Genomic DNA, 26,236 nt, shown 5'->3' on the forward strand with positions numbered 1-26,236 from the left:
TTTTGGAGATATACGTAACTGAAACGGCGAAGGTTTTGTTATGACCACACTGAACGAAGGCATACAGCCCCCATCGGTCCTGATCTTCGACTGGCACGGCACTTTGGTGGACACCCACGATGCCATGTTCAGCGCCATGGAAGACATGTTGCCGCAGCTGGAAGATCTGGGGCTGGTGGAAAAGTTGCTGCCGGAGGATCAGTGCCGCACGCAGGACGATGCCCGGCTGGTGCGTTACATCCGGATTTTTCGGCGCCTGCATCCGAGGATTCTTGCGGAGCGGCGGGTGTCCAGAACCGACATCTTCAACGCCATCTTCGGTGATAACAAAGCGGCCAAGCTGGTTGCCCACAAAGCCTACAACAACGCTTACCGGAAATATTTTGGCCAGGTGAAACCCTTTCAGCCCGGCGCCTATGAGTACCTGTGCGCGCTGAAAGCCATGGGCATCAAACTGGCGGTATCGACCAACCGCAACCGGGAGTTTCTGGACAAAGAGCTGCAAACGGTAGATGAGGGCCGATGGCACCATCTGTTCGATGCAACGGTATGCGCCGATGATGTGACCGAATACAAGCCCGACCCGCAGGTGATTCTCAGAACCCTGGAGAAGTTGGGGCTGCCGGCAGATGCCCGGGCCTGGTATGTGGGCGATAGCTACGTCGATATGCTCACCTCTCACAGTGCCGGGGTGTCCGGCGTGTTCTACAACGGCGCCTGCTGGGAGTCAGACCGGATTTCGAGCTGGTTCACCTCCCGGGATGCACCGGCGGCGGTGCTCGACAGTTTTGAAGACCTTATGGATTTGCTGGCGTTGCTGGAGCGGGAACAGCCTGAGGCGTTCGCCGCCAGCCCGGCGGAAGTGCGCCCGAAGCCCTTCCCGCCACCCGAACGGCCGGAGCCGCGTATTGAGCCGGACTGGCACCCGGCGTTGGTGAAGCTGATTCGCCCGGCGGTGGTGTTGTTCGACTGGCATGCCACCCTGGTGGACACCCTGGATGCCATGTACCACGCGGTGGACGATATGCTGCCGGATTTCCACACGCTGGGGCTGATGAGCCGGATGGTGGCGCCGGAAGACAGCAAAACTCCGGAAGATGCCCGGCTGGTGGCCTATGTACGGGAGTACGCCAAGTTGCACCCCAAGGTAAAGGCAGATCGGAAAATTTCCCGCACCGATATTTTCGAGGTGCTGTTTGGGGAGGATCAGCAAGCCAAGCAGGTTGCCCACAAGGCGTTTAACCATCACTACCGAAATCACTACGGCACGGTGAAGGCCTTCGAGCCGAAAGTCCGGGAAGTATTGGAGGGGTTGCGACGGCTGGGCATGCAGGTGGGCGTGATCACCAACCGGGATAGGGAGTTCTTTGAACACGAGCTGGCCGCCGTGGAAGACACCGGTTGGACCCACCTGTTCGACGTGGATGTTTGCGGCGATGATACCCCGCTCAGAAAACCGCACCCGGACCAGCTGCTGCTGGCGGTGCAGAAGCTGGATTACCCGCCGGACCCAAGTGTGTGGTACGTGGGAGATTCCACTACCGATGTGATTGCCGCGAAGCGGGCGGGCATGACGTCGGTGTTCTTCAACGGTGCCCAGTGGGACTTGCCCTGGCTGAACCGGATTTTTCCGGGCACTCACAAACACCCGGACAAACCGGACGTGGTGGTCAATGATTTTTCCGAGTTCTGGGCTTTGGTGCTGGCCTGTGAGCTGGGGCCGGCCTGAGGGTGTTACTCGGCTACCGGTAACTCCATGGGGACCTGCTCAGAACCAGCCCGCGCCAGCCGTTCGTAGTTGTGTAGCGCTTTTTCGATGGCCAGCCCCATGGCCAGAATACCCTCCAGGCCGTTATTCGGCTCTTTCAGGGGGATGGGCACACTGACGATAATCTGGAACTGGCGGGTAGACGCATCGTAGCGAATGGGTGATATCCATAAATCGGATTTGCGCTCCATACCACGTTCGGTTTCAACGGCAATTTCCTGGAACTTTGGCTCGTCGCCCTGCCAGTAATCGGATGACAGCTGACTCATGGCAACCAATGCGCCCTTGTTGTCGGTCAGCAAAAGTTCCGTTACCAATCCGCCTTGCTCGTCTTGCCACTGCTTCAGGGCCTGAGATGCCGGTAGCCCGAGTATCGCAGAGGCCAAGGGTGTCGGTTGCTCAGGGGCAAGAGCCTGCCAGAGGGTGTCCTGGGTGAGAATCTCTGTGAAGCTGTCGTAGACTGGCCCCTGATGAATTGCCTGAGCCAGATTCAGACGTTGCTCCAGGTCTTGTATGAGTGCCCTGGCTTGCCCTGCTATATGCTGGTACTCATCTACAGACAGCTGCATGTGCTGCTCCATACACGCCGGCAATTGACGGTTGAATCGGGTCAGGACCCCCGGGTGTTCGCTGACAAATCGTCGGTTGAGATAGAGGTGCAGCGGGGCGTAACGAAGGAATTCCCGGTTCAGCGTTTGGCCAAGTGCCAGTGAGTCTTCGCGCAGTGTCTCCATCACCTGTTGATCCATCAGTGCAAGGTCAATTCGTTGGCGTTTCAGCAAAGCCGGTAATTGTTCGGTTGAACTGACGGTCAAAAACGGCTCAAAGCCGTTCTGGATGAGCCAGACTTCTTCGTTGCTGCCACCGACAACACCGATTTTTGCGGTTGTCGGGTCAGGGCGTTGGCCAAGGTAGAACCAGTACCATTTTTCCAGTGCCACCGGGTGGCTGATTTCCGCTGCCTCATCCAGATCGGGTGATGGGTCTACGGCAAAGTAGCCATCCACGAGTTGACGCTGCAGTGCGAAGCGGGCGCGGTTCTGGGGCATCAGGCGAATGTTTACCTGCGCCCCCGCATGATCCATGGCGCATCGAACGGTCTCGACCGTTTCCCCGGTCACCTCCGGGCCGCCTGGGATCGGGTTGGCCTGCTGGTAGGGGGGAGAGTCAAATGTATATAAACTGAATGTTTCATGGTCCGCAGCAACGGTCCACGGAATCAAGGTGAACAGTAATCCTGCTGCTATGGGCCTGATAGACATGCCGGACTCCAGCGTCCTTATTGCTGACAATTTGCCGATGGGTACAGCATAGCAGTCAACCGGGTTATTTTCTCTTAGCTGTTTTTCTCAGGTAGGTTACAGTTCCTCCAGATTGGCCAGCAGCCACTCCCCGCGACTGAGAATAGCACGGCGCCGCTCATCTGGTTGTTTATCCCAGTTCCGATACATCATGGCCATGCGCGGATTGTTGGCAAAGTCATCCCGGTGGCGGTCGATAAAATGCCAGTACAGGGCGTTGAGCGGGCAGGCCTTCTCCCCGGTGGCATCCTGTACCCGGTAGTGGCAGTTCTGGCAGTGGTCTGACATCCGCTGGATGTATTTGCCGCTGGCTGCGTAGGGTTTGGAGCCTAGATAGCCGCCATCGGCGTGCATCACCATGCCCAGAGTATTGGGCAGTTCCACCCAGTCGAAGGCGTCGATGTAGACCGCCAGGTACCAGTCACAGATCTCCTCCGGGTGTATGCCGGCCAGCAGAGCGAAGTTGCCGGTCACCATCAGGCGCTGGATGTGGTGGGCGTAGGCATTGCGGGCGGTGGCATCGATGGCCTTGTGCATACAGCGCATTTTGGTTTCGCCGGTCCAGTAAAACCAGGGCAGGCTGCGCTGGTTGTTCAGTCGGTTCTCTTTGGCGTAACCCGGCATCAGCAACCAGTAGATGCCGCGCACAAACTCGCGCCACCCGATGATCTGGCGGATAAACCCCTCTACCGCGTTCAGCGGCGCCCGGCCGGCATACCAGGCTTGAACCACCGCCTGACAAGCGTCGGTCGGGTCCAGCAGCCCGGTGTTGAGGTAGGGCGACAGGATGGAGTGGAACAACCAGTCTTCGTGGTCGGATAGCGCATCCTGATAGTCGCCAAAGCAGGGCAGGGCGAAGTCGATAAAGTGTTCCAGTGCTGCCTGGGCCTGGTCTGCAGTAACGGCAAAGTGGAAGTCTTCCGTGGTGCCGAAGTGGTCGGGAAAGTGTTCCTCCACCAGTTGGACCACTTCGCGAGTTATTGAATCGGGCTCTATGCGAAACGGCGCCGGTGCTGGCGGTTTGCCGGACCATCTCTTGCGGTTGTCGGAATCGAAGTTCCACTGGCCGCCCTCTGGTTTGCCCTCAGGCGTCATCAGCAGCCCGGTTTTCTTGCGCATTTCCCGGTAGAAGAATTCCATGCGCAGTTGTTTGCGGCCTTCAGCCCAGTCGGCGAATTCCTGTTTGTGACAGACAAAGCGGGTGTCTGGCCTTATCTCGACAGCCATACCAACGCGTTCGTGCCACTGGCTGATCTGCGAATGCAGCCGCCATTCACCGCACTCGGTGGTGATCAGTTTCTCGGGGTTGTGCTCTGCTGCGAGCTTTGAAATGACCGCTTCCAGGGATTGTTCGCGGTTATCCGGATGGTAACGCTGGTAATGAACCTGCCAGCCTTGCTGTGCCAGTTCGCCGGCGAAGTGGCGCATGGCGCTGAAGATATACACCAGCTTTTTCTTGTGGTGATTGGTGTAGCTGGCCTCGTCGTGAACTTCCGCCATCACCACCCGATCATTGTCTTTATCTGCGCCTTCGAATGCAGAAAGCTGGTGGCTCAGTTGGTCGCCGAGAATCAGAATCAGGTTGGCCATGGCATCGGCTCCGGTGTTGGTATTATCCCAAAGGGGTAGGCTGAATACGCCATGGGCGCAAGGGTGGTTCAGTGGCTATGCTGATAGACTCCAGATGATACGCATCAACTGATGCTCGGGGCCGATAGGGCATAATGGATGCTTTCCGGCTTGCCGATCTTTTCTGACGACAGAGTTTTAACTATGGCTTCCAACAACGCTGCAGAAAACAACCTGCCCGCCTTCATCTGGGATGAGGCACTGATTCGCCGCTATGACCTCAGTGGTCCCCGCTATACGTCTTACCCCACGGCGGTCGAGTTCACCCAGAAGTACGGCATAGAAGACATGGTGAAAGCGGCCGGCCGCAGCAAGGCGTCTGGTGGCCCTATCTCTTTGTACACGCACCTGCCGTTCTGCGCGCACCTTTGCTACTACTGTGCCTGCAACAAGGTGATCACCAAAAAGCGCGACAAGGCCATGCCTTACGTGGAGCGTGTGCTGAAAGAAGCCGCTATCCAGTCAAAACTGTTCGGGGCTGATCGCCCGGTGCAACAGTTGCATTGGGGCGGCGGCACGCCGACGTTCCTGCCCAGGGATGTGATGCAGCACCTGATGGCCGGTTACGCTGAACTGTTTAACCTGCAGTCTGGCGATGAGCGGGATTACAGCGTCGAGATTGACCCCCGGGAAGTGGACCAGAATACCCTGTCGACCCTGTGGGAGTTGGGTTTTAATCGCATCAGCCTTGGCGTTCAGGATGTAAACCCGGAAGTGCAAAAGGCGGTTAACCGTATTCAGCCCAGGGACATGACCGAGGCGGTTTTGAGCGAAGCCCGTCGCATTGGCTTCCGCTCCATTAACCTGGATCTGATCTACGGCCTGCCGTACCAGACCCCGGAAAGCTTTGCACAAACCCTGGAATCGGTGATCGAGATGTCCCCGGACAGGCTCTCCGTGTTCAGCTACGCGCACCTGCCGGACCGCTTCTACCCGCAAACCCGGATTCAGGCCGACACTCTGCCAAGCCCGCAGCAGAAGCTGACCATTCTGCACAACACCATCAACCGCCTGCTGGAAGCCGGTTACGAATATATCGGCATGGACCACTTTGCCAAGCCGGACGACAGCCTGGCCGTGGCCCAGCGCGAAGGCCGGTTGCATCGGAACTTCCAGGGCTACACCACCCATTCGGATTGCGATCTGGTGTCTCTGGGGGTGTCTGCCATCGGCCAGACTGACGACGCCTATTTCCAGAACAACCATGACTTGCCGTCCTGGGAAGCCTCCATTGATGCGGGGCAACTGGCGATCGTTCGTGGCGTTGGTTTGAGCCGGGATGACCGGATTCGCCGGTGGGTGATCGGACAATTGATCTGCCAGTTCCGCCTGGATCGCAAACTGTTTGCAGATAAATGGAGCGAAGACTTTGATCGGTACTTCGCGGATGAACTGAATCGCCTGAAGCCGATGATTCAGGACGAACTGATTGGTGATGATGGTGGCGTGCTGCAGGTGCAGCCGGCAGGCCGCTTGCTGATCCGGGCGATTTGCCAGATCTTTGACCTTTACCGCAAGGAAGGCGCCAGCCAGCGGTTCTCCCGGATTATCTGACCGGGTTTGCTGTAAACAGAACCAACAAGGGCTGCCAAATGGCAGCCCTTGTTGGTTTTAACTGGAGACTTAACTGGCCACTTTGAACTCGTTGGCCAGATCCTGCAGTTTTCGGGCAAGCCTGGCCTGCTCCTGGGTCACCTGATTGATCTCCTGTGATCCGGTCAGGGTCAGAATGGCCGCTTCGCTGACCGACTCCATGCTGCTGGCCAGCTCCCGTGTTACAGCAACCTGCTGTTCCGACGCAGTGGCAATCTGGGTGGCCATGTCGGAGATGCTGTTCACATCGGTAAGGATGTCAGCGAAGGTTTTCTCCATTTCAGAGGCCTGTTCGCTGGTCTGGTTGGCAAGCTTGTGGCTGGCAACAATGGATCGGCTGGCGCTGTCGGTAATGTTCTTGAAGCCGTTAATAATGTCTTCAATCTGGGTGGTCGATTCATGAGTTTGTTGTGCCAGGGTCCGTACCTCATCGGCTACTACCGCAAAGCCGCGGCCATGCTCGCCAGCCCGTGCCGCCTCGATGGCAGCATTCAGAGCCAGCAGGTTGGTCTGGTCGGCTACTTTACGGATGACATCCACCACTTCACTGATGGTGCCGCTGCGTTCCTCCAGCTCTTCGATCACCTGATTCACTTCCTGAACCGATTGCGCCAGGGTGCGGATTTGCTTAACGCTTGAGTGCAGCACCTGCTCACCGGTCCGGCTCTTCTCCATGGCGCTGTTGGAAGCGTCTGCAACCTGTTGGGTGTTTTGGGAGATTTCCTCCGAGGTGGCGGACATTTCTTCGGTGGCGGCCGCCACCTGCTCAATCTGCTGTTGCTGATTCTTGATCTGGCTGGAATTCTGGCCCGCGGTGGAGCTGGTTTCTTCGGTGGCCGTGGCCAGTTGCACGCTGGCCTTATCGATCTGCATCAGGGCATCGCTGAACCGGCCGAACAGTTCGTTGACGGCCTTGGCAATAGTGCCGGTTTCGTCCTGGCTGGACACCGGGATATGCTGGGTCAGATCCTTGTTGTCCATGGCGTAGCGAACGCCTGACAACAACGCGGCTACCTGGTTATGAATGGCGTGGATGATCACCAGCATCAGCAAGACCACGATAATGATGGCACCGCCTGCAATCGTAGAGGCGCCAATAAGTGCCTTGCGGGCTTCACCTACCGCTTCGGTAGCCGCGGCTTCCACTTGGGCCAGCATCTGGCTGCGGATACGGTTGATGGCTTCAATTCGCCTGGTTGCTGCGGTGAACCACTCGCCGGGGTCCAGGGCATACATGCCAGACGGGCTGCTGAGCAGGGTTTCACGCTGAGCCTGGAACTCCCGGCTTACCGGCAGGTTTGCCAGCTGTGTGATGTCTCTGCGAAGGTCTGAATCGCTCGGTAGCATGCTGATGGCAGCGTTCAGGTAAGCATCCTGCTGACCGCTCATGCCGGATACCCGCCCGAGTGTTGGCAGGTCAAAGTCTCCGGATCGAATCAGTGCAGCGCCATTGGCGCGCTCCCGCCCGGCCATTTCTACAGCCTCAGCCAGAGTGAAATATCCGTTGATCTGGCGGCTCAGGTCGGCGTCCGTTGAGCGGCGTACCAGCAGGGGAACCCGGTCAAGCAGTTCCATAATCATCGTGGTGTACTGGCTGGCAGAGTCGGCACTATTGATGTTGCGGTTGTCGATGCCCTGGCGAAGCCTGCCAAGGCCGGACAGCTGTTGTTCAAGGCGGTCAATGCTGGATTTGATCACGGCATCAAATTCGGTGTCAGACACCAGGGCTCGGAGCCCGTCGCGATAGGTTCGCAGGCTTCGGTCTGTATCCTGGCGCTGGGCATCCAGGTCGCGCTTTGCCTGTTGCTCGCCGCTGGAACCTGTCGCGCTCGACAGCAAAACGGCTGAGCGGCCGCGTTCCTTCTGCAAGGACTCAATCAAAGGATCACCCAGCTCCACCAGGTTCACCATGGCCTGCAACTGGCGCATGTTGCCCAGCTCATCCGCGTTACGGCTGATGCTGAAAGCGGCAAAGAAAACGATGACCAGCAGGGCCGGAAGCACCAGGGTAATGAGCTTGCCCCGCATGGAGAGGTTATTAAGGAATGACATGGAAGACCCCTTCACTGAATTAATTCGTCCATTATAGGCAAGTGTAGCAGCCGAGGGTATTCACGAATCGGGGTAGCTGATGGGGTAGGTTGGGCTTTGTAAGTGCCTGTAAAGATAATGCTATCTGTATGGCCCGGTTAGAAAAAATGGCCCTGTAAGGACAACTGCGTAGAGTACTGCATTTGGGGTAGATGGTGGTTATCGCCCGATCCGCTGACAAAGGTCAAGGTGCCTTAGTGGCCTGGCGGGTATGGTGCCGGCACGTCTTTCAGCGGAGAAAACCATGGAACTTGTTTGCCCCGCCGGTAGCCTTCCCGCACTGAAAACCGCCGTCGATAACGGCGCCGATGCGGTGTACTTCGGCTTTCGCGACAGCACCAATGCCCGCCAGTTTGCGGGCCTGAACTTTAATGAAAAGCGCGCAGGGGAGGGTATTGAATACGCCCACTCCAAGGGCAGTCGGGTGTTTTGCGCCATCAACACCTATCCGCAGCCCGATGGCTGGGAGCAATGGAAGGGCGCGGTCGACCGCGCCGCGAACCTGGGTGTGGACGCCATCATCCTAGCCGATATGGGCTTGCTGGACTATGCGGCCAACAAATATCCGGACACCCCTCGCCATTTGTCGGTGCAGGGTTCTGCCACCAGCCACGAAGCCCTCTCATTCTACAAAGACAACTTCGATATCCGCCGAGCGGTTCTGCCCCGGGTGCTCTCCATTGACCAGGTGCGGGGCGTTGCCAAACACAGCCCGGTGGAGCTGGAAGTGTTTGCCTTCGGCAGCCTGTGCATCATGGCGGAGGGCCGTTGTTATTTATCGTCTTATCTCACCGACGAGTCTCCGAATACCCGTGGCGCCTGCTCGCCCGCCAAAGCCGTGCGCTGGCAGGAGACCCCGCAAGGGCTCGAGTCCCGCCTGAACGATGTCTTGATCGATCGCTATGGCCCGGGCGAATCCGCCGGATACCCGACCCTGTGCAAGGGGCGTTTCGAGGTAGAAGGCAGTGTCTATCACGCCATTGAAGAGCCGGTCAGCCTCAATACCCTGGATTTGCTGCCAGAGCTCAAAGAACTGGGCATCAGCGCGGTGAAAATCGAAGGCCGCCAACGCAGCCCCGCCTACATTGCCGACGTGGCCCGCACCTGGCGCCAGGCGCTGGATCGGCTGGAAGCAACACCCGGCGTGTTTTCCGTAGAGAACCAGTGGAATCAGACGCTGGCCGGGCTTTCCGAAGGTGGCCTGACCACCATTGGCGCCTATCACCGCAAGTGGAAATAAGGTTCAGCTGATCATGATGAAACTATCCCTTGGCCCGATTCTGTGGTTCTGGACCAAGCAGTCCGTATTCGATTTCTACGCCAAAGCCGCTGAGTGGCCGATAGAGACCATCTATCTTGGCGAGGCGGTCTGTTCCCGCCGCCGTGAACTCAAGCCGGATGACTGGCTGGAGCTGGCGCGGGATTTGAAAGCCTGTGGCAAGAACGTGGTGTTGTCGACCCTCACGCTGATCGAATCCGAAGCCGACCTGCGCCGCCTGCGCCGGTTCTGCGAACAGGATGAATTCCGTGTGGAGGCAAACGACCAGAGCGCCCTGCAGGTGGCCATCCGCAACAACATTCCGTTTGTGACCGGCCCCTCCATGAACATCTACAACACCGCCACCCTGAAAATCCTGGCCAGACAGGGACTGCAAGGCTGGAACCTGCCGGTGGAGCTTGGTAAGGAAACCCTGGAACAGCTGATCAGGGAGTTGAAGGCCGAAGGCCTGGATCTGCCCGCCGAGGTATTCTCCTGGGGCTTCCTGCCGCTGGCCTGGTCGTCCCGTTGCTTCACCGCCCGCCATTACAACCTGCCCAAAGACAACTGCGAGTTCCGTTGCCTGGAGCATCCGGATGGCATGGAGCTGCGCTCCCGGGAAAGCCAGGAGTTGTTCCGTCTGAACGGCATCTCCACCCTGTCTGGCTCCCGCTATGACCTGATGCGGGAGCTGCCGGATATGGAACGAATGGGGGTAAGCACCGTGCGCCTGAGCCCGGAGCATCAGGGCATGGATGAGGTGGTCAAACGCTTTGACCAGGTACGCCGGGGGGAAGTGCCAGCCACCGACCCGCTGCAGCTGGTGGAAGCGCCGCCGTGTAATGGGTATTGGTATGGCAAGCCGGGGATGGAATTGGTGCAGGACCCTGGACTACAATAAACTTTTAATTGCAACGAGCTTTGGACGGCTGTTGCATCACAGGGATGTTTAAACTCAGTCAACGGATGACGAACGATGGATATTGTCAAAACTTTCGATCTGGTTGCGGCACATCTACCCAACCTGGAATCGCCCTTCTTTGCTGCTGAAAAAGCCAGAAACCTTCTGGAGAATGACCGTCACGGTCATCGCTTCAATTTACACCAGATACTTGACCGGCTGGCTTCGTCCGGTTTACGGCCCGACCAACGGACACAATTGATAAATGAAGTCAGTAATCGACTCCGAGAAAGAAAATTGTGGCTGGTATATGGCCCTTGTGGTGGAAAGCCCTTTGATCCGGTAGTGAGCTGGAGAGAGGATTCATCTGGGCAAGGGCGCTGGATGATCAATGACAGCGCCTGTCGGTTTGCCCTGGGGGATGCCGTCCAGAGCTTGAACGAAAACAATATCACTCCGCAACAACTGGCCCGTCAGAATGGTAGAAGCATTGGTTCGTTGTCTGTTGGCCTCTTCAGCACAGAGCTGCGGCTCCTGCGCAAGGAGGAGGCTTTGCAACGGCAATCAGTGGCATCCTCGGACAGTCCCTTCCCGGCTACCCCTGTTGCGCCCTTGCCGTCAACGACCAAAACCCCGCAACCGTCTGCGTCTGAAACGCCTCCGGAGATTCATCTGGAAATTGGTTTGTTCACCGACGGTACCCTGAATAACGCGGATAATTCCAGGGCAATGGAAGACCGCGTTCAGGAAGAATGCCTCACCCCGCTTGAAGACGGTGAAATTACCGAAGCGGAGTGTCGGTATCGGCTGGCAATGATGCTGGGGGGGAGTTATGCCAACGCGCCGAGTAATGTGGCGAAGTTGGCAGATTTGTACACGGAACTGGATGATGTTGAGGAAAATTTCATCATCCATCGCATAGCGCATTATGCACCCGGCATAGGCACAAGGACCGGCGATAAAGACTCTTTAATTGGAATGACATCGGGGGGCGGCGAAACCGGCATCGTAAGTCAGGTGAAGCAGGCTTTTGACGAAATAGCGAAAAGAATTTATCGATTAGGGTTGTCTGCTCCCTTAAGGTCGTTGACGGTTGATTTGTTTGGCTTCAGTCGCGGCGCAGCTTCCTCGCGCCATGCCGCCCACGAGATCAATCTCGGGGTGGAAGGTGCGTTCGGTCGGGCTCTCAATCATTACAGTATTGATTGGCCGGAGCAGGTTAGTATTCGCTTTGTGGGGCTGTTCGATACCGTTGCTGCTGTAGTGAATCCATTGGCCCTGGATTTGTCTCCTGGTAATGATCGGAACGACCCTGTCAATTTATATCTGGATCCCCATGCGGTTGAGCAGGCCGTTCATCTGGTGGCTTCAGACGAGCATCGAGAAAACTTCGCCCTCAACAGCTTGCGAAACTCGGACGGCAGTCTCCCTGATAATTTTCGGGAGATTTCTTTGCCTGGGGTGCACTCGGATATTGGCGGCGGATACAGCGAGAATATGCGTGAGGATGTTTTAATCAGCCCCATAGAGAGAGTTTCTCTCTCTTGGTTTGATCAGCCAGAACAGACCCGGCAATGGCAAGCGCTGGAAGGCCTGAAAAAGCAGAAGGAAGCTGAGGGCTGGATCGGTGCCTACAGCCTGCCGGTAAGAGCATCGGAACAACCGAATCCTCCGCCCAGTGGCCTGGGTACGGAGAGTGAGGCAAGATTGGCTATCCACACAAACATCTTCCCTCAGCGGACCCCGCACAGTGGGCGGATGGCTGAGCTTGCACTCCGGATGGTGCGCCAAGTACGCGGAGAATATTCACGGGTTACATTACGAATTATGCATGAATTGGCAGTTAGGGGAGGGGTTCCTCTCGAACCGATTCCCAACAGGCAGGATTTTAACCTCCCGCTTGAGCTCCGGCCTGTCGCTGATCAATTGATGCAAGAGAGCTTTGGTGAGACCGACACCCCATCTTTGAACGCGAGCCAACAACAAATGCTGCGCCAACGTTATATTCATTATTCGTCAAACTTCAACTCGATCCAGTTCTCGGCGCTCGGCACGCCAGCATCATTGCGACTGCCGAACATTGTTACCCCGAATGCGCCTGCACAATCAGGTGAACGGGCCATGTATCCAAATTCTAGGGAGTGATGATGAGTTATATGCGCTATTTCACTTGGCTCGCGTTTTCGCTGATCTTGGCTGGGTGCTCTCCCAGGCAGGATGACGATATTTCCTGGTACGTGGGCGTCGCTGCCCCGAGTAACTACGATGTGTGGGTCATTAACCTGCATCTGGAAAAATCCGGAGAGCGTAGTTGGCGAATTCCTGCAGGCCATAAAGGCTGCTGCTGGGAGGGCGGCCGAGGTCCTTTCGGGACGGGGGGGGCGATGGATCCGTTCCCCAACCTGATCGCGATCCATTGGTTTTCTTTTGCGGAGCAGAAATACTATTCCATCTTGATTGATGTCCCGCCGGATTTGCAAGATCAAATGCGAGTGCCTGCTCCCACCAGGACTCAAAATGGTGAGATACGCCATTTGCCAAGAAGCGACTTGATTTTAGGGTTGGCGCCCGGAGGAGAAGTGGTTGTCTGGATGATGAGCCAGCGAACAAACGCGGTAGAGGTAATGCGTGTTCAGGCAATCGAAGTTGAAGGTAATCCTGATGATTTTTCGGGGTCAACGGAAGGTTACCTCGAGCGAAGCGGCGCCTATCTTGAAGAGCACGGTGTGCCGTTGGAGGGCTGGTGACAGAGACAAGTCAGATATGTGGGGCATACAAAGGCTGCAGCCCCAAACCAATCCGTACCCCAAAGCTATTGGTCTTCCTGACAATTAGCAAGAGCACATTTTGGTGATTGCGCTATGCTCAAAACGGTAGTGTCCGTTTTGGGAGAGCGTACTTCGTGATCAACGCACCAGATACCCCGGATGCCTTCGAAATTTTCCCCTGGAACCGTAATTTCGAAACCGGCATTAAGGAAATCGATGACCAGCACAAGGTGCTGGTCAATATCCTTAATCGGCTTGCCTGGCATTTTGCATCGGATAGCTCTGAACTTTCGGCGGACCACGTTCTTGATGAGTTGCTTTCCTATGCCGCATTTCACTTCCAGTTTGAGGAAAAGATCTGGAATAAAACACTGGGTGAGGATGGTATGGCCAGAAACCATCACGATGCCCACCAGATGTTCTTTGTCCAGATTCATGAATTGCGTAAAAGTGGCGAACCCCAGGAAGACATACTGACCAATCTTTTTGATTTTCTGACGCGTTGGTTGGCTTTTCATATCCTGGAGTCTGATCGTCGCATGGCCCTCACTGCCAGGATGGTAGAAAAGGGCTACGCGTTAAATGAGGCCAGGGACCGGGTGGATTCAGAACTCAGCGGCTCGGTATCTGTGCTAGTTAATGCGCTTCTTGAGATTTACGGCAAATTGTCCGCAAGCACCATTCAGTTGATGCGTGAAAAAATGGCGCGCCACAGGGCCGAAGACGATTTGCAGCGACTCCAGAACGAACGTTTGAGTCAGGCCCTGGAAGAACAGGCCGGCGAATATCAACAGCACCTTGAAAGCCTGGCCTACAACGATGCCCTGACTGGCCTCCGGAATCGTAACGGGATCATTCGACGAATCCGCGACTGCATGGCGGAAGCAGAGCGGGCAGATAACTCGGCCGCTTTGGTGTCCATCGACCTCGATCATTTTATTGATCTGAACGCGTGCCTTGGGGAGGATGCCGCAGACCGTTTACTTGGCCTGTTGGCCCGGCGCTGGCTTGATGCCATACCGGCCGACGCGTGTCTGGCCAGGATTGGTGGTGATGAATTTGCGCTTCTTTTGCCGGATGCCAGCCAGGCGGAATCCCGACTCGAGGCCCTTCGGTTGACGGCGCGCCAGCCCTTTGAGCTTGATGGGGCGGAAGTGTCTGTTACGTTTACCGCCGGAGTTGTTCTGTTTCCTGATCAGGCAGTTCAGGATGCTGACATCCTGTTGCGACAGGCCAATAACACCCTTTATCGTGCAAAGCATGAAATGCATGGCGGGTGGTTGTATCTGGATGCCGGTGAACAAAACCAATATCACGCCCGCCAATTGTTACTGGATGACATTCGACGAGGTCTCAGTTATGAAGAGTTTCGGCTGTTCTATCAGCCTAAGGTGAACCTTCGGACCGGTGAAGTACTGGGCGCTGAGGCGCTGATCCGCTGGCAACACCCTCAGAAAGGCTTGCTGTCACCGATTCATTTTCTGCCAGGCATAGAACATCATGCCCTGAACGTTCAGGTTGGCGAATGGGTGTTGCGGGAATCTCTTCAGCAAATGCAGCGTTGGGACAAGCAGGGTGTAGAGTTGAATGTCAGCGTCAATGTTTCGGCTTTCCAGCTTCAGAGTGGTGATTTCCCTGAGCGGCTTAAACACATCCTTTCAGAGTTCCCGCAGATTGACCCTGCCAGGCTGGATCTCGAAATCCTGGAGACGGCTGCCTTGGGGGAGCTGGACAGGGCTGTCCAGACGATCAACGAGTGTCGGGAGCTCGGCGTTCGCTTCTCGCTCGACGATTTTGGTACGGGCTATTCGTCGTTGTCTTATCTGAAACGACTCCCTGTCGACACACTCAAAGTGGATCGCGAGTTTGTATCCGGAGCTGACGGAAGTCGCGAGAACCTCTCGATACTTCGGGGGATTGTCGGGTTGTCAGGTGTATTTGGAAAACAGATCATTGCTGAAGGTGTTGAAACGATCAGGCAGGGCCAGATTCTGTTGTCGCTGGGGTGCGAGCAGGCCCAGGGTTACGCGATGTCTCCCCCCGTTGAGCCGGACCGCCTCCTGGAATGGATCGCCAACTGGAAAACCTTTCCGGAGTGGCAGGACGATGAAGTGCTCTAACGTTTTGGTTGCCAATTCCGTGGATTTTTGAGAATTTCAAGCGCAACTACGAGAGTGGCTGAGAAGCTGGTGAACCGAAAAATTCCACTCCAGACTATCCAGAAGATTCTTCAAAGCCAGCCCCAGTTCGGTATCCCCCTCAATCACCAGGCGCCGCTGAAAGAATAGCTGGTCCGGGTCTTGCCGGCGCTCTGCCAGGGTCTTGAAGGCTGCCAGCGAACCCCGAATGGTCGCTTCGCCTGGGCCTTCAACTACGCGAAGCCGGTCAGCCCAGAAACCGATGGTAATGCCTGGTTGACCTCCATTGACCTCCAGCCGAATTGTACGGCCTTCAAAGTCATCGAATTCGCCCTCCGCCAGTGCTTCTGCAAAGAGCTGGTTCAGCGGGGCTTCGGCAACCAGTTGTTTTAAGCTGACGGGTACGTTGCGGTCGATGGTGTCCAGCAGCGGTGTCGGGGAGGGCAGGTATTCTTTCAGTACCGCGATGGATTGCTCCAGTAACGGGCTGTGCAATGACGCAATGGGAGGCAGTGAAAAGGCCATGTTCAACTCCGGGCAGGACGAAAACCCGCCCAGAGTAACAAAAGGCCGCCGGCGGCGACTTGATTTAACTCAGCCCTTGTGGAGGCCTTCTTCAACAGCCCACACTGCCACTTCAACCCGTGAACGCAGGTTGAGTTTCTTGAGCAGGTGTTTAACGTGCACTTTCACTGTGCCATCGCTGATGTCCAGCTTGCGGCCGATCATCTTGTTGGAGAGGCCTTCGGCAATCAGTCGCAGTATGTCTTTTTCCCGGGGGGTCAGGCTGTCGAAATCCGGCCGGGATGACTGTTGCGGTTTGTTGGAGCGCAGGGCCTGGGCCAGCAGTGTGGTCAGCCGGTCGCTGATCACCATTTTGCCCACGGCGGCCTGGTGCAACTGGGCGATCATGTCTTCCGGCTCCATGTCTTTCAGCAGGTAGCCATCTGCACCGGCACGCAGGGCGGCAACCACATCGTCCTCCTGGTCGGAGACGGTGAACATGACAATACGCGAACTGATGTTCTGGTCCCGCAGATGCTTGAGTGCCTCAATGCCGTCCATCTCGGGCATGTTCAGGTCCATCAGGATCAAATCCGGCTCCGTTTCCAGGGCCAGCTTGATGCCGTCGGCGGCGTTGCTTGCCTCGCCGATCACTTCCATGTCGTCTTCCATGCCGATCAACTGCTTGATGCCCTGTCGCAGCAGGGGGTGGTCGTCAATCAGCAGTATGCTTGCGGGTGTCTCAGCCATGGTCTCTCTCATTGGTGTTGGTGTTTGGGTCAGGCCGGTGAAGATTCGGTAGTAATCAGGTTACGGCTTTTGGGGACGAATGTTAATGTCACTTCCACGCCGCCTTCGTCCCGGTTATCAACCTTTACCTTGCCCCCGAGTGTGCGCGCCCGGTCCTGCATGATCACCAGGCCGTAATGGTTAACCGGCTGGTCGCCTCCGGGCAGGCCCTTGCCGTTGTCGCGAATACTTGCCCGAACCTGCGGAGACTCGAACAGCACCTTAACGGAGATGACCGTAGCGTCGGCATGCTTGACCGCGTTTGCCAGTCCCTCGCGGATAATCTGCAGGGTGTGAATCTCCTCGTTTGGCGACAGGGTCTGTGGGGGCAGGTTGTATTCAAAGTCCACCGGGTGTCCCAGCCTTTCGGAAAACTCGTCGATGGTCTTGCGCAAAGCCGTGGCCAGGTCTGGTGTGTCCAGTTTCAGGCGGAACGTGGCCAGTAGCTCACGCAGTTGGCGGTAGGCGCTGTTCAGGCCGGTACTGAGCTCATCCAGAATCTCATCGTGAACGGGTTTCTGGTCGCCAGTGATATTGAGCCGGCGCAGCCGCGTCACCTGCATTTTCAGGTAAGACAGCGACTGGGCCAGTGAGTCGTGCAACTCCCGGGCAATCACCGTGCGTTCCTCCGCCAGGGTCAGTTGCTGTTCCTCGGTTATTTGTCGTTCCAGGAAAATGGCCGTTGCCAGTTGGTCGGTCAGGGTTTCCAGCAACCGGCGGGAGGTGGCAGACAAGCCTTTTTCTGCCGGGTACCAAACCTCCAGGGTGCCGAGTAACTGGCCGGGTGTTCGGATGGGCAGTAACAGACGGCGACCATCGTTGTTCTCCAACGGCATCTCATCATAGACCTCGGGGGTCACCAGGCAGGCATTGCAGTGATGGTCGCGACAGTAGAACGGGCGCTTGTCTGTGGCCGTAGTAATGGCCTCTACCGGCTCGGAGGATTCCTTGTCATGCAGGAACAGCCGAATAGGGCCAACGCCCAACAGCAGTTCCAGTTCCTGCAGCATGGGAATGGCACCGTTACACAGATCGTGGTTGGCAAACAGGTCCCGGCTGGCGGAATGCATAACCTGAAGGGCCTGGTGGCTGACTTCAAGTTCCTCGGTTTTCTGCCGTGCCTTGGTTTCCAATTCGTGGTAGGTCAGCGCCAACTCGCTGGTCATCTGGTCAAACGCCTGGCCCAGTTGTGACAGTTCGTCTGAACCTTTCAGGTCGGCTTTCCGGGAAAAATCCTTTTCACCCACGGCATTGGCAATGGTGACAAGTTTTCTGAGTGGCCTAAGTATTCGATTTTTCAGGTCAAAAAACAGTGCGATCACGATCAGCACTGAAAAAACCATGCTGATGATCTGGATCAGGTGCAACAAGTCAACCCGCGCTTCTGTTCGCTGCTCAAGCATAGTCACCAGGCGGTCGACTTCCTGAATGTAGTCCTCCACCGCCAGAACCATGGCCGGAGTGATCGGCGTGCCTACCTCATGTTGCTGTAGCGACGGTTTGAGTTCGGTCTGCCACGCTGTGAGCATTTGGCGATACTGCTTGGCCAGGGGGTGGTCGTCTGATCCGGGAACCGAGCGGAGGATGGCCGTGTCCTCAAGGCGGCGCTCATAATCATGGATGCGTACATCTGCGGTAGCCCGCCCGTTTGCGTAATCTTCCGTGGCTGAACGGGCAATCAACTGGAATGCGCCCATCCGCAGTGCCCCGGCGAGGTTGATAGCCGTGGCATTGCCTTCAATGCTATTAGACACTGCCAACGTCGCAGACATGCTGACGATAGCAGTCAGCACGATGGCGCCGATCACCACAGCGAGTCGGTTTACTAGCGGACTTCTGGATGTCATGGGTTGTTGTCTGTTTGGGGGTTCGAAAGGTGCCTTTTTCAGGCCAGATTATGGCTGAGGAACCTCGGTTCCGATACCTCCTTGAGGATAGTCAATTACCCCAATGGTTAATCCGCCATCATAGCCTTTGACCCTATTGAGAGCAAAAGCCGACACTAAACGTTGGCAATTCCGAGGTAACTGGATGCAAACCCCACTTGATCAGGATGATGAAAGGCTGGCATCGCTGGTGGTAATTCTGCCACTGGCAGTGACAGGTTTTGTTATTGCTGCAGGTTGCTGGGCGCTGTTTGCTGTGGCGGGAGTGCATCTCAGGGCTGATCTTGCCTTAAACAGTATGCAGTTCGGCATACTGCTGGCCGCGCCCATGGCTGTCAGTGCAGCGTTAGCGATTCCGGCTGGGTTGGCGGCCCAACGTTACGGTGCCCGCGCCGTGATGCTCACGTGTCTGGTCGGGTTGGCACTGTGCATGGGGCTACTCCTGCTAGTCGAAAGCTTCTATGGTTACCTGTTGGTTGCCGGCGGGCTGGGGCTGGCCGGAGGTTTCTACAGTGCAGGCCTGCAGTTCGTGGTCAGCCACTGCGAGCCGAAACGGCTTGGGCTGGTTCTTGGGGTTTTTGGCGCGGGAGTCACCGGCGCGGGCTTCAGCTATTACCTGGTGCCGCTATTTCACGATGCATTTTCCTGGCAGGGAGTGCCATTAGCCTACCTGATTGTATTGCTCTTGGTGGTTGCTTTACTGGTGATGTTGACCGATCCGGAATCGAAGGAACCGGAGGCCGACCGTGCCTGGTCTGTTGGGCAGGTTTTTCGAATACTCCGACGTGGTCGCTCTCTCCCGCTCACTGCCAACTTTGGCATAGTGGCCGGAAGCTTCTTTGCCCTGGCGCTCTGGTTACCGGATTTTCTGTCGGCACAGTTTGGCCTGTCTCTGGACGCCGGTGCACGCCAGGCACAGTGGTTTATTATCCCCGGTGCCCTGGCCCAGGTATTGGGCGGAGGCCTCGCTGACCGGTTCGGCAGTGCCAGGGTTGCGACACGGTCTTTGGTGTTGTGCCTGCTGGCGCTGGGTGTGTTGTCTTACCCGCCAATGACGTTATTTGTCAGGGGGGTAGATGAGATCATCACTGTGGAGTTTGCCCTGCCTCTGATGATTGAAGGTAGTTTGATTGTGGTGCTGGGTGTCGCTATGGGGAGTGCCATGGGGAGCCTGCAACGAATGGTGATACTGGCCAATCGTGCCGAGGCGGCCTTGTTTGCAGGCTTCTTGTTGGTCTCCGCCTGCTCTGTCGCGTTTGTTCTGCCGGTCCTGTTTGGTGCCGTCAACCAGTGGCTGGGGGTGCGCACGGCGGTGTTCATGATTCTGTTCCTGTTGCTCAGCAGCAGCCTGCTGATGTTTGCTCGCGACACCCGTCGTGAGGAGCGAAGAACCCTTCTCCACCCGGGGATATAGCCCTGCTACCACCTCGGTGGTACAGCCCGGTTATGTGGTAGTAACCACGCAGATTTCGCGGTTTTTCTCACACACAATGGTCTCAAATCGGAGCAACGATCCGGCAGACGGAGAGAGAGACCATGAGTCATTTAATCGACAAACTGAATTACTTCAGGAAGAAGCGCGAGCCGTTCGCGGGCGGCCACGGCGAAACCCATGAAGTCAGTCGCGAGTGGGAAGACAGCTACCGCCAGCGCTGGCAGCACGACAAGGTTGTGCGTTCCACCCACGGCGTAAACTGCACCGGCTCCTGCAGCTGGAAAATCTACGTCAAGAACGGCCTGGTCACCTGGGAAACCCAGCAGACCGACTACCCCCGTACCCGCCCGGATCTGCCAAACCACGAGCCCCGCGGCTGCCCTCGGGGCGCCAGCTATTCCTGGTACATGTACAGCGCCAACCGCCTGAAGTACCCGCTGATGCGCAAGAGCCTGATGAAGCTCTGGCGTGCGGCCCGTATTCAGTTCAACGACCCGGTGCAAGCCTGGGCGTCGATTGTTGAAGACCCCAAGAAAACCGCCGAGTACAAGCCCCGCCGTGGTATGGGTGGCTTCATTCGTTCCAACTGGGACGAAGTCAACGAGCTGATTGCTGCCTCCAACGTCTACACCGCCAAGAAGTTTGGTCCGGACCGCATCATCGGCTTCTCGCCGATCCCGGCCATGTCCATGGTGTCCTACGCCGCGGGCAGCCGCTACCTGTCGATGATCGGTGGCGTGTGCATGAGCTTCTACGACTGGTACTGCGACCTGCCGCCGGCCTCCCCGCAAACCTGGGGTGAGCAGACCGACGTGCCGGAATCCGCGGACTGGTACAACTCCGGCTACATCATCGCCTGGGGTTCCAACGTGCCCCAGACCCGTACCCCGGACGCCCACTTCTTCACCGAAGTGCGCTACAAGGGGACCAAGACAGTTGCTATTACGCCTGACTACGCGGAAGTGTCCAAGCTGTCCGACGAGTGGCTGAACCCCAAGCAGGGCACAGACGCCGCCCTGGGCATGGCCATGGGCCACGTGATCCTGAAAGAATTCCACGTTGACAAACCCAGCGAGTACTTCACCGACTACGTGCGTCGTTACACTGACATGCCGTATCTGGTGATGCTGGATGAAAAAGACGATGGCAGTTATGTGCCGGGCCGCTTCCTGCGGGCCAGCGATCTGGTGGACGGCCTGGGTGAGGAAAATAACCCGGAATGGAAAACCATCGCCATTGACGAGAGCACTGGCGAGCTGACGGCGCCCAACGGCTCCATCGGCTATCGCTGGGGCGAGAAGGGCAAGTGGAACCTCAAGCAAACCGCCAAGGGCTCCGATGTAAACCTTCAGCTGTCCATGGTCGAGAAGCACGACGACGTTGTGGATGTTGCTTTCCCGTACTTCGGTGGAATTGAGCACGACCACTTCAAGCACGTGGAAATCAAAGACATCCTCAAGCACAAGCTGGGCACCCGTAAGGTCAAGCTGGCAGACGGCACCGAAGGCCGTGTGGTCACTGTTTACGACCTGATGGTGGCTAACTACGGCATCAGCCGTGGCCTGGGCGAGGATGACGGCGCCACCTCCTACGATGAAGTGAAGCCCTATACCCCTGCCTGGCAGGAAAAAATCACCGGCGTACCCGCCGAGAAAGTGATCCGCATTGCCCGCGAGTTTGCGGATAACGCCGACAAGACCAAGGGCCGTTCCATGGTCATCGTGGGTGCCGGTATGAACCACTGGTACCACATGGACATGAACTACCGTGGCCTGATCAACATGCTGATCATGTGTGGCTGTATTGGCCAGAGCGGTGGTGGCTGGGCCCACTACGTTGGCCAGGAAAAACTGCGCCCACAGACCGGCTGGCAGCCGTTGGCGTTCGGCCTGGACTGGCAGCGCCCGCCGCGCCACATGAACTCCACCTCGTTCTTCTACGCCCACTCCGGGCAGTGGCGTTACGAGAAACTGGGTGTGGACGAAATCCTGTCGCCGCTGGCGGACAAGTCCAAATTCAGTGGCAGCCTGATCGACTACAACGTGCGCGCCGAGCGGATGGGCTGGTTGCCGTCTGCGCCGCAGCTCAACCGCAACCCGCTGGGAATTGCCGCAGAAGCCGAGAAGGCTGGTATGGAAGTCTCCGACTACGTGGCCAAGTCCATGAAGGATGGCTCCCTGGCGTTCGCCAGTGAAGATCCGGAAGCGCCGGAAAACTGCCCGCGCAACCTGTTCATCTGGCGTTCCAACCTGCTGGGCTCTTCCGGCAAGGGCCATGAGTACATGCTCAAGTACTTGCTGGGTACCAAGAACGGCCTGCAGGGCAAAGACCTGGGTGTGGAAGGCGGTGCCAAACCGCAAGAGGTCAAGTGGCGCGATGAGGCTCCGCAGGGCAAGCTCGACCTGCTGGTGACCCTGGACTTTCGTATGTCCACCACCTGTCTGTATTCAGACATCGTTCTGCCGACCGCTACCTGGTACGAAAAGAACGACCTGAACACTTCAGACATGCACCCGTTCATCCACCCGCTGACCGCCGCCACTGATCCGGCGTGGGAAGCGCGCAGTGACTGGGAAATCTACAAGGGCATTGCCAAGTCCTTCTCCAAGGCGGCCGAGGGCCACCTGGGTGTCGAGAAAGACGTGGTCACCCTGCCGCTGCTGCACGATGCGCCGGCGGAACTGGGCCAGCCATTCGATGTGAAGGACTGGAAAAAAGGCGAATGCGACCTGATTCCCGGTAAAACCGCGCCCAACTTCATCACCGTTGAGCGGGATTACCCGAACACCTACGCCCGCTTTACCTCCCTGGGTCCGCTGATGGACAAGCTGGGTAACGGTGGCAAGGGCATCAACTGGAACACCGAGAAGGAAGTCAACTTCCTGAAGGAACTGAACTACACCCACCTGGAAGGTGCCAACGCGGGCCGTCCGAAGATTGAAAGCGCCATTGATGCAGCGGAAGTGATTCTGACCCTGGCGCCGGAAACCAACGGGCAGGTCGCCGTGAAGGCCTGGGCCGCGCTGTCTGAAATGACTGGCCTGGACCACACCCACTTGGCGAAAAACAAGGAAGAGGAAAAAATCCGCTTCCGGGACATCGTGGCGCAGCCGCGCAAGATCATCTCCAGCCCGACCTGGTCAGGCCTGGAAGACGAACATGTGTCCTACAACGCCGGCTACACCAACGTGCACGAACTGATCCCCTGGCGCACCCTGACCGGCCGCCAGCAGTTCTACCAGGATCACGAATGGATGCGCGCCTTTGGCGAGAGCCTGCTGGTGTACCGCCCGCCGATCAACACCAAGGCGGTCGAGAGCATGCAGGACCAGCGCAGCAACGGTAACCCCGAGAAAGCGCTGAACTGGATCACGCCGCACCAGAAGTGGGGTATTCACAGTACCTACAGCGACAACCTGTTGATGCTGACCCTGTCTCGCGGTGGCCCCATCGTGTGGATGAGTGAAGACGACGCCAGAGACATCGGTGTTGAAGACAACGACTGGATCGAGCTGTTCAACAGCAACGGTGCCATTGCGGCCCGTGCGGTGGTCAGCCAGCGGGTGATGCCCGGCATGGTGATGATGTACCACGCCCAGGAACGCAACGTGAACGTGCCGGGCTCTGAAATTACCGGTACCCGTGGCGGCATCCACAACTCGGTCACCCGTGTGTGCCCGAAACCGACTCACATGATCGGTGGCTATGCCCAGTACTCCTACGGCTTCAACTACTACGGCACCGTAGGTTCCAACCGGGACGAGTTCGTGGTGGTCCGCAAGATGAAGAACGTGGACTGGCTCGACGGTGAAGGCAATGACTATGCTCAGGAGGCAGTAAAATGAAAATCCGTTCCCAAGTCGGCATGGTGCTGAACCTGGACAAGTGCATTGGTTGCCACACCTGTTCCGTCACCTGCAAAAACGTATGGACAAGCCGTGAAGGCATGGAATACGCCTGGTTCAACAACGTCGAAACCAAGCCCGGTATCGGCTACCCGAAAGAGTGGGAGAACCAGGACAAGTGGAAGGGCGGCTGGATGCGCGACAGCTCCGGCAAGATCCGCCCCCGCATCGGTGGCAAGTTCCGGGTACTGGCGAACATTTTCGCCAACCCGGACCTGCCGGAAATCGATGACTACTACGAGCCGTTCGACTACGACTACCAGCACCTGCATACCGCCGGTGATGTGAGGCACCAGCCAGTGGCGCGCCCTCGCTCGCTGATCTCTGGCGAGCGCATGAAGAAAATCGAATGGGGCCCGAACTGGGAAGAAATCCTGGGCACCGAGTTTGCCAAGCGCCGCAAAGACAAGAACTTTGATCAGGTGCAGGCAGACATCTACGGCCAGTTCGAAAACACCTTCATGATGTACCTGCCGCGTCTGTGCGAGCACTGCCTGAACCCGGCGTGTGTAGCCAGTTGCCCGAGCGGTGCCATCTACAAGCGTGAGGAAGACGGCATTGTGCTGATCGACCAGGACAAGTGCCGCGGCTGGCGGATGTGTGTGTCTGGCTGCCCGTACAAGAAGATCTACTTCAACTGGAAGACTGGCAAATCCGAGAAGTGCATTTTCTGCTACCCGCGTATCGAAGCCGGTCTGCCGACCGTGTGCTCCGAGACCTGTGTAGGCCGTATCCGCTACCTGGGCGTGCTGCTGTATGACGCAGACCGCATCGAAGAAGTGGCCAGTGCCCCGGGCGAGCATGAGCTGTACGAAAAGCAGCTGGAAATCTTTCTGGACCCGTTCGACCCGAAAGTGATCGAACAGGCGAAGAAAGACGGCATCCCGATGAACGTGATCGAAGCCGCCCAGCAGAGCCCGGTGTACAAAATGGCGGTGGACTGGAAACTGGCCCTGCCGCTGCACCCGGAATACCGCACCCTGCCCATGGTGTGGTACGTGCCGCCCCTGAGCCCGATTCAGTCCGCGGCGGAAGCCGGCAAGGTGGAGTTCGACGGCGTACTGCCGAAGATCGAAAGCCTGCGGATTCCAGTGAAATACCTGGCCAACCTGCTGACCGCCGGTGACGAGAAGCCCATCGTTCGTGCCCTCAAGCGGATCATGGCCATGCGTTTGTACAAACGTGCCGAGACCGTAGAAGGCAAGGAAGACCTGCGTGCCCTCGAGGAAGCCGGGCTGACCAAGGCCCAGGCGAATGAGATGTACCGCTACTTGGCCATCGCCAACTACGAGGACCGCTTCGTGATCCCGACCAGCCATCGCGAGCTGGCCAAGGAAGCCTTCCCGGATGCGGACGCCTACGGCGAGCGTGGTGGTTGTGGCTTCAGCTTCGGCGACGGCTGCAATGGTGGCGACAGCGAGTTCAGCCTGTTCGGTGGCAAGAAGCAGACCACCAGCATGGTCAGCAAGCTGGCGACCGTAAAGCAGGTCGACCCGAAACAGCTGCAGGATTGAGGAGCGAGTTATGCAACTTCTGAAAGTACTGGCGCGGGTACTCGAATACCCCACCGATGAACTGCAGCAGTCCAAAGACGCCCTGGTAGCCGCTGTCCTGGAGGACAGCCGGCTACCCCGGCAGAACAAGGAACAGCTGCTCAGCTGTATCGATCGCCTGTGCGACGGAGACCTGTTGGATCTTCAGGAATCCTACGTAGGCACCTTCGACCGGGGCCGGGCCACCTCCCTGCTACTGTTCGAACACGTTCATGGTGAATCCCGTGACCGCGGCCAGGCCATGGTAGACCTGATGGAGCAGTACCGGGCCAACGGCCTGGAGATTGATGCCCGGGAACTGCCGGACTACCTGCCGCTGTTCCTGGAATACCTGTCTACCCGGCCGTGGGACGAAATCAGGAACTGGCTGGAAGACATCCACCACATCCTCGGCCTGCTCGGTGAGCGGCTGTACCAGCGTGAAAGCGTCTACCACGTGGTGATGGATTCCCTGCTGGTGCTCTCCGGCCGCAAGACCAACCGCCAGGAGCTGGCCCAGATCGTCGCCTCGGAAGAGCGCGACGACACGCCAGAAGCCCTGGACAAGGTCTGGGAAGAAGAAATGGTGAAATTTGTGGATGACCAGGGCAGCTCCTGCAGCACCGGTGGCGTGGTTGGACAACGCCGCCGCGAGCTGGAACAGACCCAGACCATTCACCTGAGTGATCAGCTGATGACGGACGCCACACCCCGTCAGGCAGGGCGCGCTTAAGCGCA

17 protein-coding genes are annotated in these 26,236 nt (G+C 57.4%); 11 read left to right on the top strand and 6 right to left on the bottom strand.

Features of this window, described 5'->3' with window-relative positions:
• Positions 1 to 40 precede the first annotated feature (40 nt).
• Complete coding sequence (locus ABIE59_RS07855) at positions 41 to 1,729, top strand: HAD family hydrolase (RefSeq protein WP_354445773.1); 1,689 nt, start codon at positions 41 to 43, stop codon at positions 1,727 to 1,729.
• 5 nt (positions 1,730 to 1,734) lie between these two features.
• Here the strand turns inward: ABIE59_RS07855 and ABIE59_RS07860 are convergent, their stop codons facing one another.
• Positions 1,735 to 3,030 carry a transporter substrate-binding domain-containing protein gene (locus tag ABIE59_RS07860; protein WP_354445775.1) on the bottom strand — a complete coding sequence of 432 codons (1,296 nt, stop codon included), beginning with the start codon at positions 3,028 to 3,030 and terminating at the stop codon, positions 1,735 to 1,737.
• Between the two features lie 96 nt (positions 3,031 to 3,126).
• On the bottom strand, positions 3,127 to 4,659 hold the full coding sequence (locus tag ABIE59_RS07865; protein WP_354445777.1) for a cryptochrome/photolyase family protein: 1,533 nt from the start codon (positions 4,657 to 4,659) through the stop codon (positions 3,127 to 3,129).
• Between the two features lie 183 nt (positions 4,660 to 4,842).
• On the opposite strand from ABIE59_RS07865, the gene hemN reads away from it, so the two are divergent.
• Entirely contained in the window at positions 4,843 to 6,252 is a 1,410-nt protein-coding gene (gene hemN, locus ABIE59_RS07870) for an oxygen-independent coproporphyrinogen III oxidase (protein ID WP_152438949.1), read from the top strand.
• Positions 6,253 to 6,321: 69 nt separating this feature from the next.
• Here the strand turns inward: hemN and ABIE59_RS07875 are convergent, their stop codons facing one another.
• A complete protein-coding gene (locus tag ABIE59_RS07875; RefSeq protein WP_354445779.1) occupies positions 6,322 to 8,343 on the bottom strand; it encodes a methyl-accepting chemotaxis protein in 2,022 nt (673 codons plus the stop codon).
• Positions 8,344 to 8,626: 283 nt separating this feature from the next.
• On the opposite strand from ABIE59_RS07875, the gene ubiU reads away from it, so the two are divergent.
• The 5 genes from ubiU (at position 8,627) to ABIE59_RS07900 (ending at position 15,429) form a co-directional block, all read left to right on the top strand.
• The gene (ubiU, locus tag ABIE59_RS07880; protein ID WP_354445781.1) at positions 8,627 to 9,622 is read left to right on the top strand and encodes a ubiquinone anaerobic biosynthesis protein UbiU; all 996 of its coding nucleotides are present in this window, start codon (positions 8,627 to 8,629) and stop codon (positions 9,620 to 9,622) included.
• A 13-nt stretch (positions 9,623 to 9,635) separates the two neighbouring features.
• Positions 9,636 to 10,541, top strand: a complete 906-nt coding sequence (locus tag ABIE59_RS07885; RefSeq protein ID WP_354445783.1) for a U32 family peptidase — start codon at positions 9,636 to 9,638, stop codon at positions 10,539 to 10,541.
• 75 nt (positions 10,542 to 10,616) lie between these two features.
• Positions 10,617 to 12,686, top strand: a complete 2,070-nt coding sequence (locus ABIE59_RS07890) for a T6SS phospholipase effector Tle1-like catalytic domain-containing protein (RefSeq protein WP_354445785.1) — start codon at positions 10,617 to 10,619, stop codon at positions 12,684 to 12,686.
• A gap of 11 nt (positions 12,687 to 12,697) precedes the next feature.
• Positions 12,698 to 13,288 (top strand): DUF2931 family protein, encoded by a 591-nt coding sequence (locus tag ABIE59_RS07895; RefSeq protein ID WP_354445787.1) that lies wholly within the window; start codon positions 12,698 to 12,700, stop codon positions 13,286 to 13,288.
• A gap of 155 nt (positions 13,289 to 13,443) precedes the next feature.
• Positions 13,444 to 15,429 (top strand): putative bifunctional diguanylate cyclase/phosphodiesterase, encoded by a 1,986-nt coding sequence (locus tag ABIE59_RS07900; RefSeq protein WP_354445789.1) that lies wholly within the window; start codon positions 13,444 to 13,446, stop codon positions 15,427 to 15,429.
• A gap of 36 nt (positions 15,430 to 15,465) precedes the next feature.
• Here ABIE59_RS07900 and ubiT read toward each other — a convergent pair whose 3' ends face one another.
• From ubiT to ABIE59_RS07915, 3 genes are all read right to left on the bottom strand, one after another.
• Positions 15,466 to 15,972 (bottom strand): ubiquinone anaerobic biosynthesis accessory factor UbiT, encoded by a 507-nt coding sequence (ubiT, locus tag ABIE59_RS07905; protein ID WP_354445791.1) that lies wholly within the window; start codon positions 15,970 to 15,972, stop codon positions 15,466 to 15,468.
• Between the two features lie 69 nt (positions 15,973 to 16,041).
• Entirely contained in the window at positions 16,042 to 16,701 is a 660-nt protein-coding gene (gene narL / locus ABIE59_RS07910; protein ID WP_058092689.1) for a two-component system response regulator NarL, read from the bottom strand.
• Between the two features lie 29 nt (positions 16,702 to 16,730).
• Positions 16,731 to 18,587, bottom strand: coding sequence for a histidine kinase (locus tag ABIE59_RS07915; protein WP_354445793.1), 1,857 nt, complete (start codon positions 18,585 to 18,587; stop codon positions 16,731 to 16,733).
• Positions 18,588 to 18,771: 184 nt separating this feature from the next.
• Between ABIE59_RS07915 and ABIE59_RS07920 the strand changes: the two genes are divergently transcribed.
• The 4 genes from ABIE59_RS07920 to narJ all read left to right on the top strand — a co-directional run bounded on the left by ABIE59_RS07920 (position 18,772) and on the right by narJ (position 26,231).
• Positions 18,772 to 20,040: an MFS transporter gene (locus ABIE59_RS07920; RefSeq protein ID WP_354445795.1), complete on the top strand. Its 1,269-nt coding sequence runs from the start codon at positions 18,772 to 18,774 to the stop codon at positions 20,038 to 20,040.
• A 122-nt stretch (positions 20,041 to 20,162) separates the two neighbouring features.
• Complete coding sequence (locus ABIE59_RS07925; RefSeq protein ID WP_354445800.1) at positions 20,163 to 23,906, top strand: nitrate reductase subunit alpha; 3,744 nt, start codon at positions 20,163 to 20,165, stop codon at positions 23,904 to 23,906.
• Positions 23,903 to 25,480: a nitrate reductase subunit beta gene (gene narH / locus ABIE59_RS07930; protein ID WP_354445802.1), complete on the top strand. Its 1,578-nt coding sequence runs from the start codon at positions 23,903 to 23,905 to the stop codon at positions 25,478 to 25,480. The genes ABIE59_RS07925 and narH overlap by 4 nt, the downstream gene beginning before the upstream one ends.
• A gap of 10 nt (positions 25,481 to 25,490) precedes the next feature.
• Positions 25,491 to 26,231: a nitrate reductase molybdenum cofactor assembly chaperone gene (gene narJ / locus ABIE59_RS07935; RefSeq protein WP_342631061.1), complete on the top strand. Its 741-nt coding sequence runs from the start codon at positions 25,491 to 25,493 to the stop codon at positions 26,229 to 26,231.
• Positions 26,232 to 26,236: the final 5 nt, after the last annotated feature.

This window comes from Marinobacter sp. MBR-99 (assembly GCF_040547575.1).
In the GTDB taxonomy this organism is placed as follows: Bacteria; Pseudomonadota; Gammaproteobacteria; order Pseudomonadales; family Oleiphilaceae; genus Marinobacter.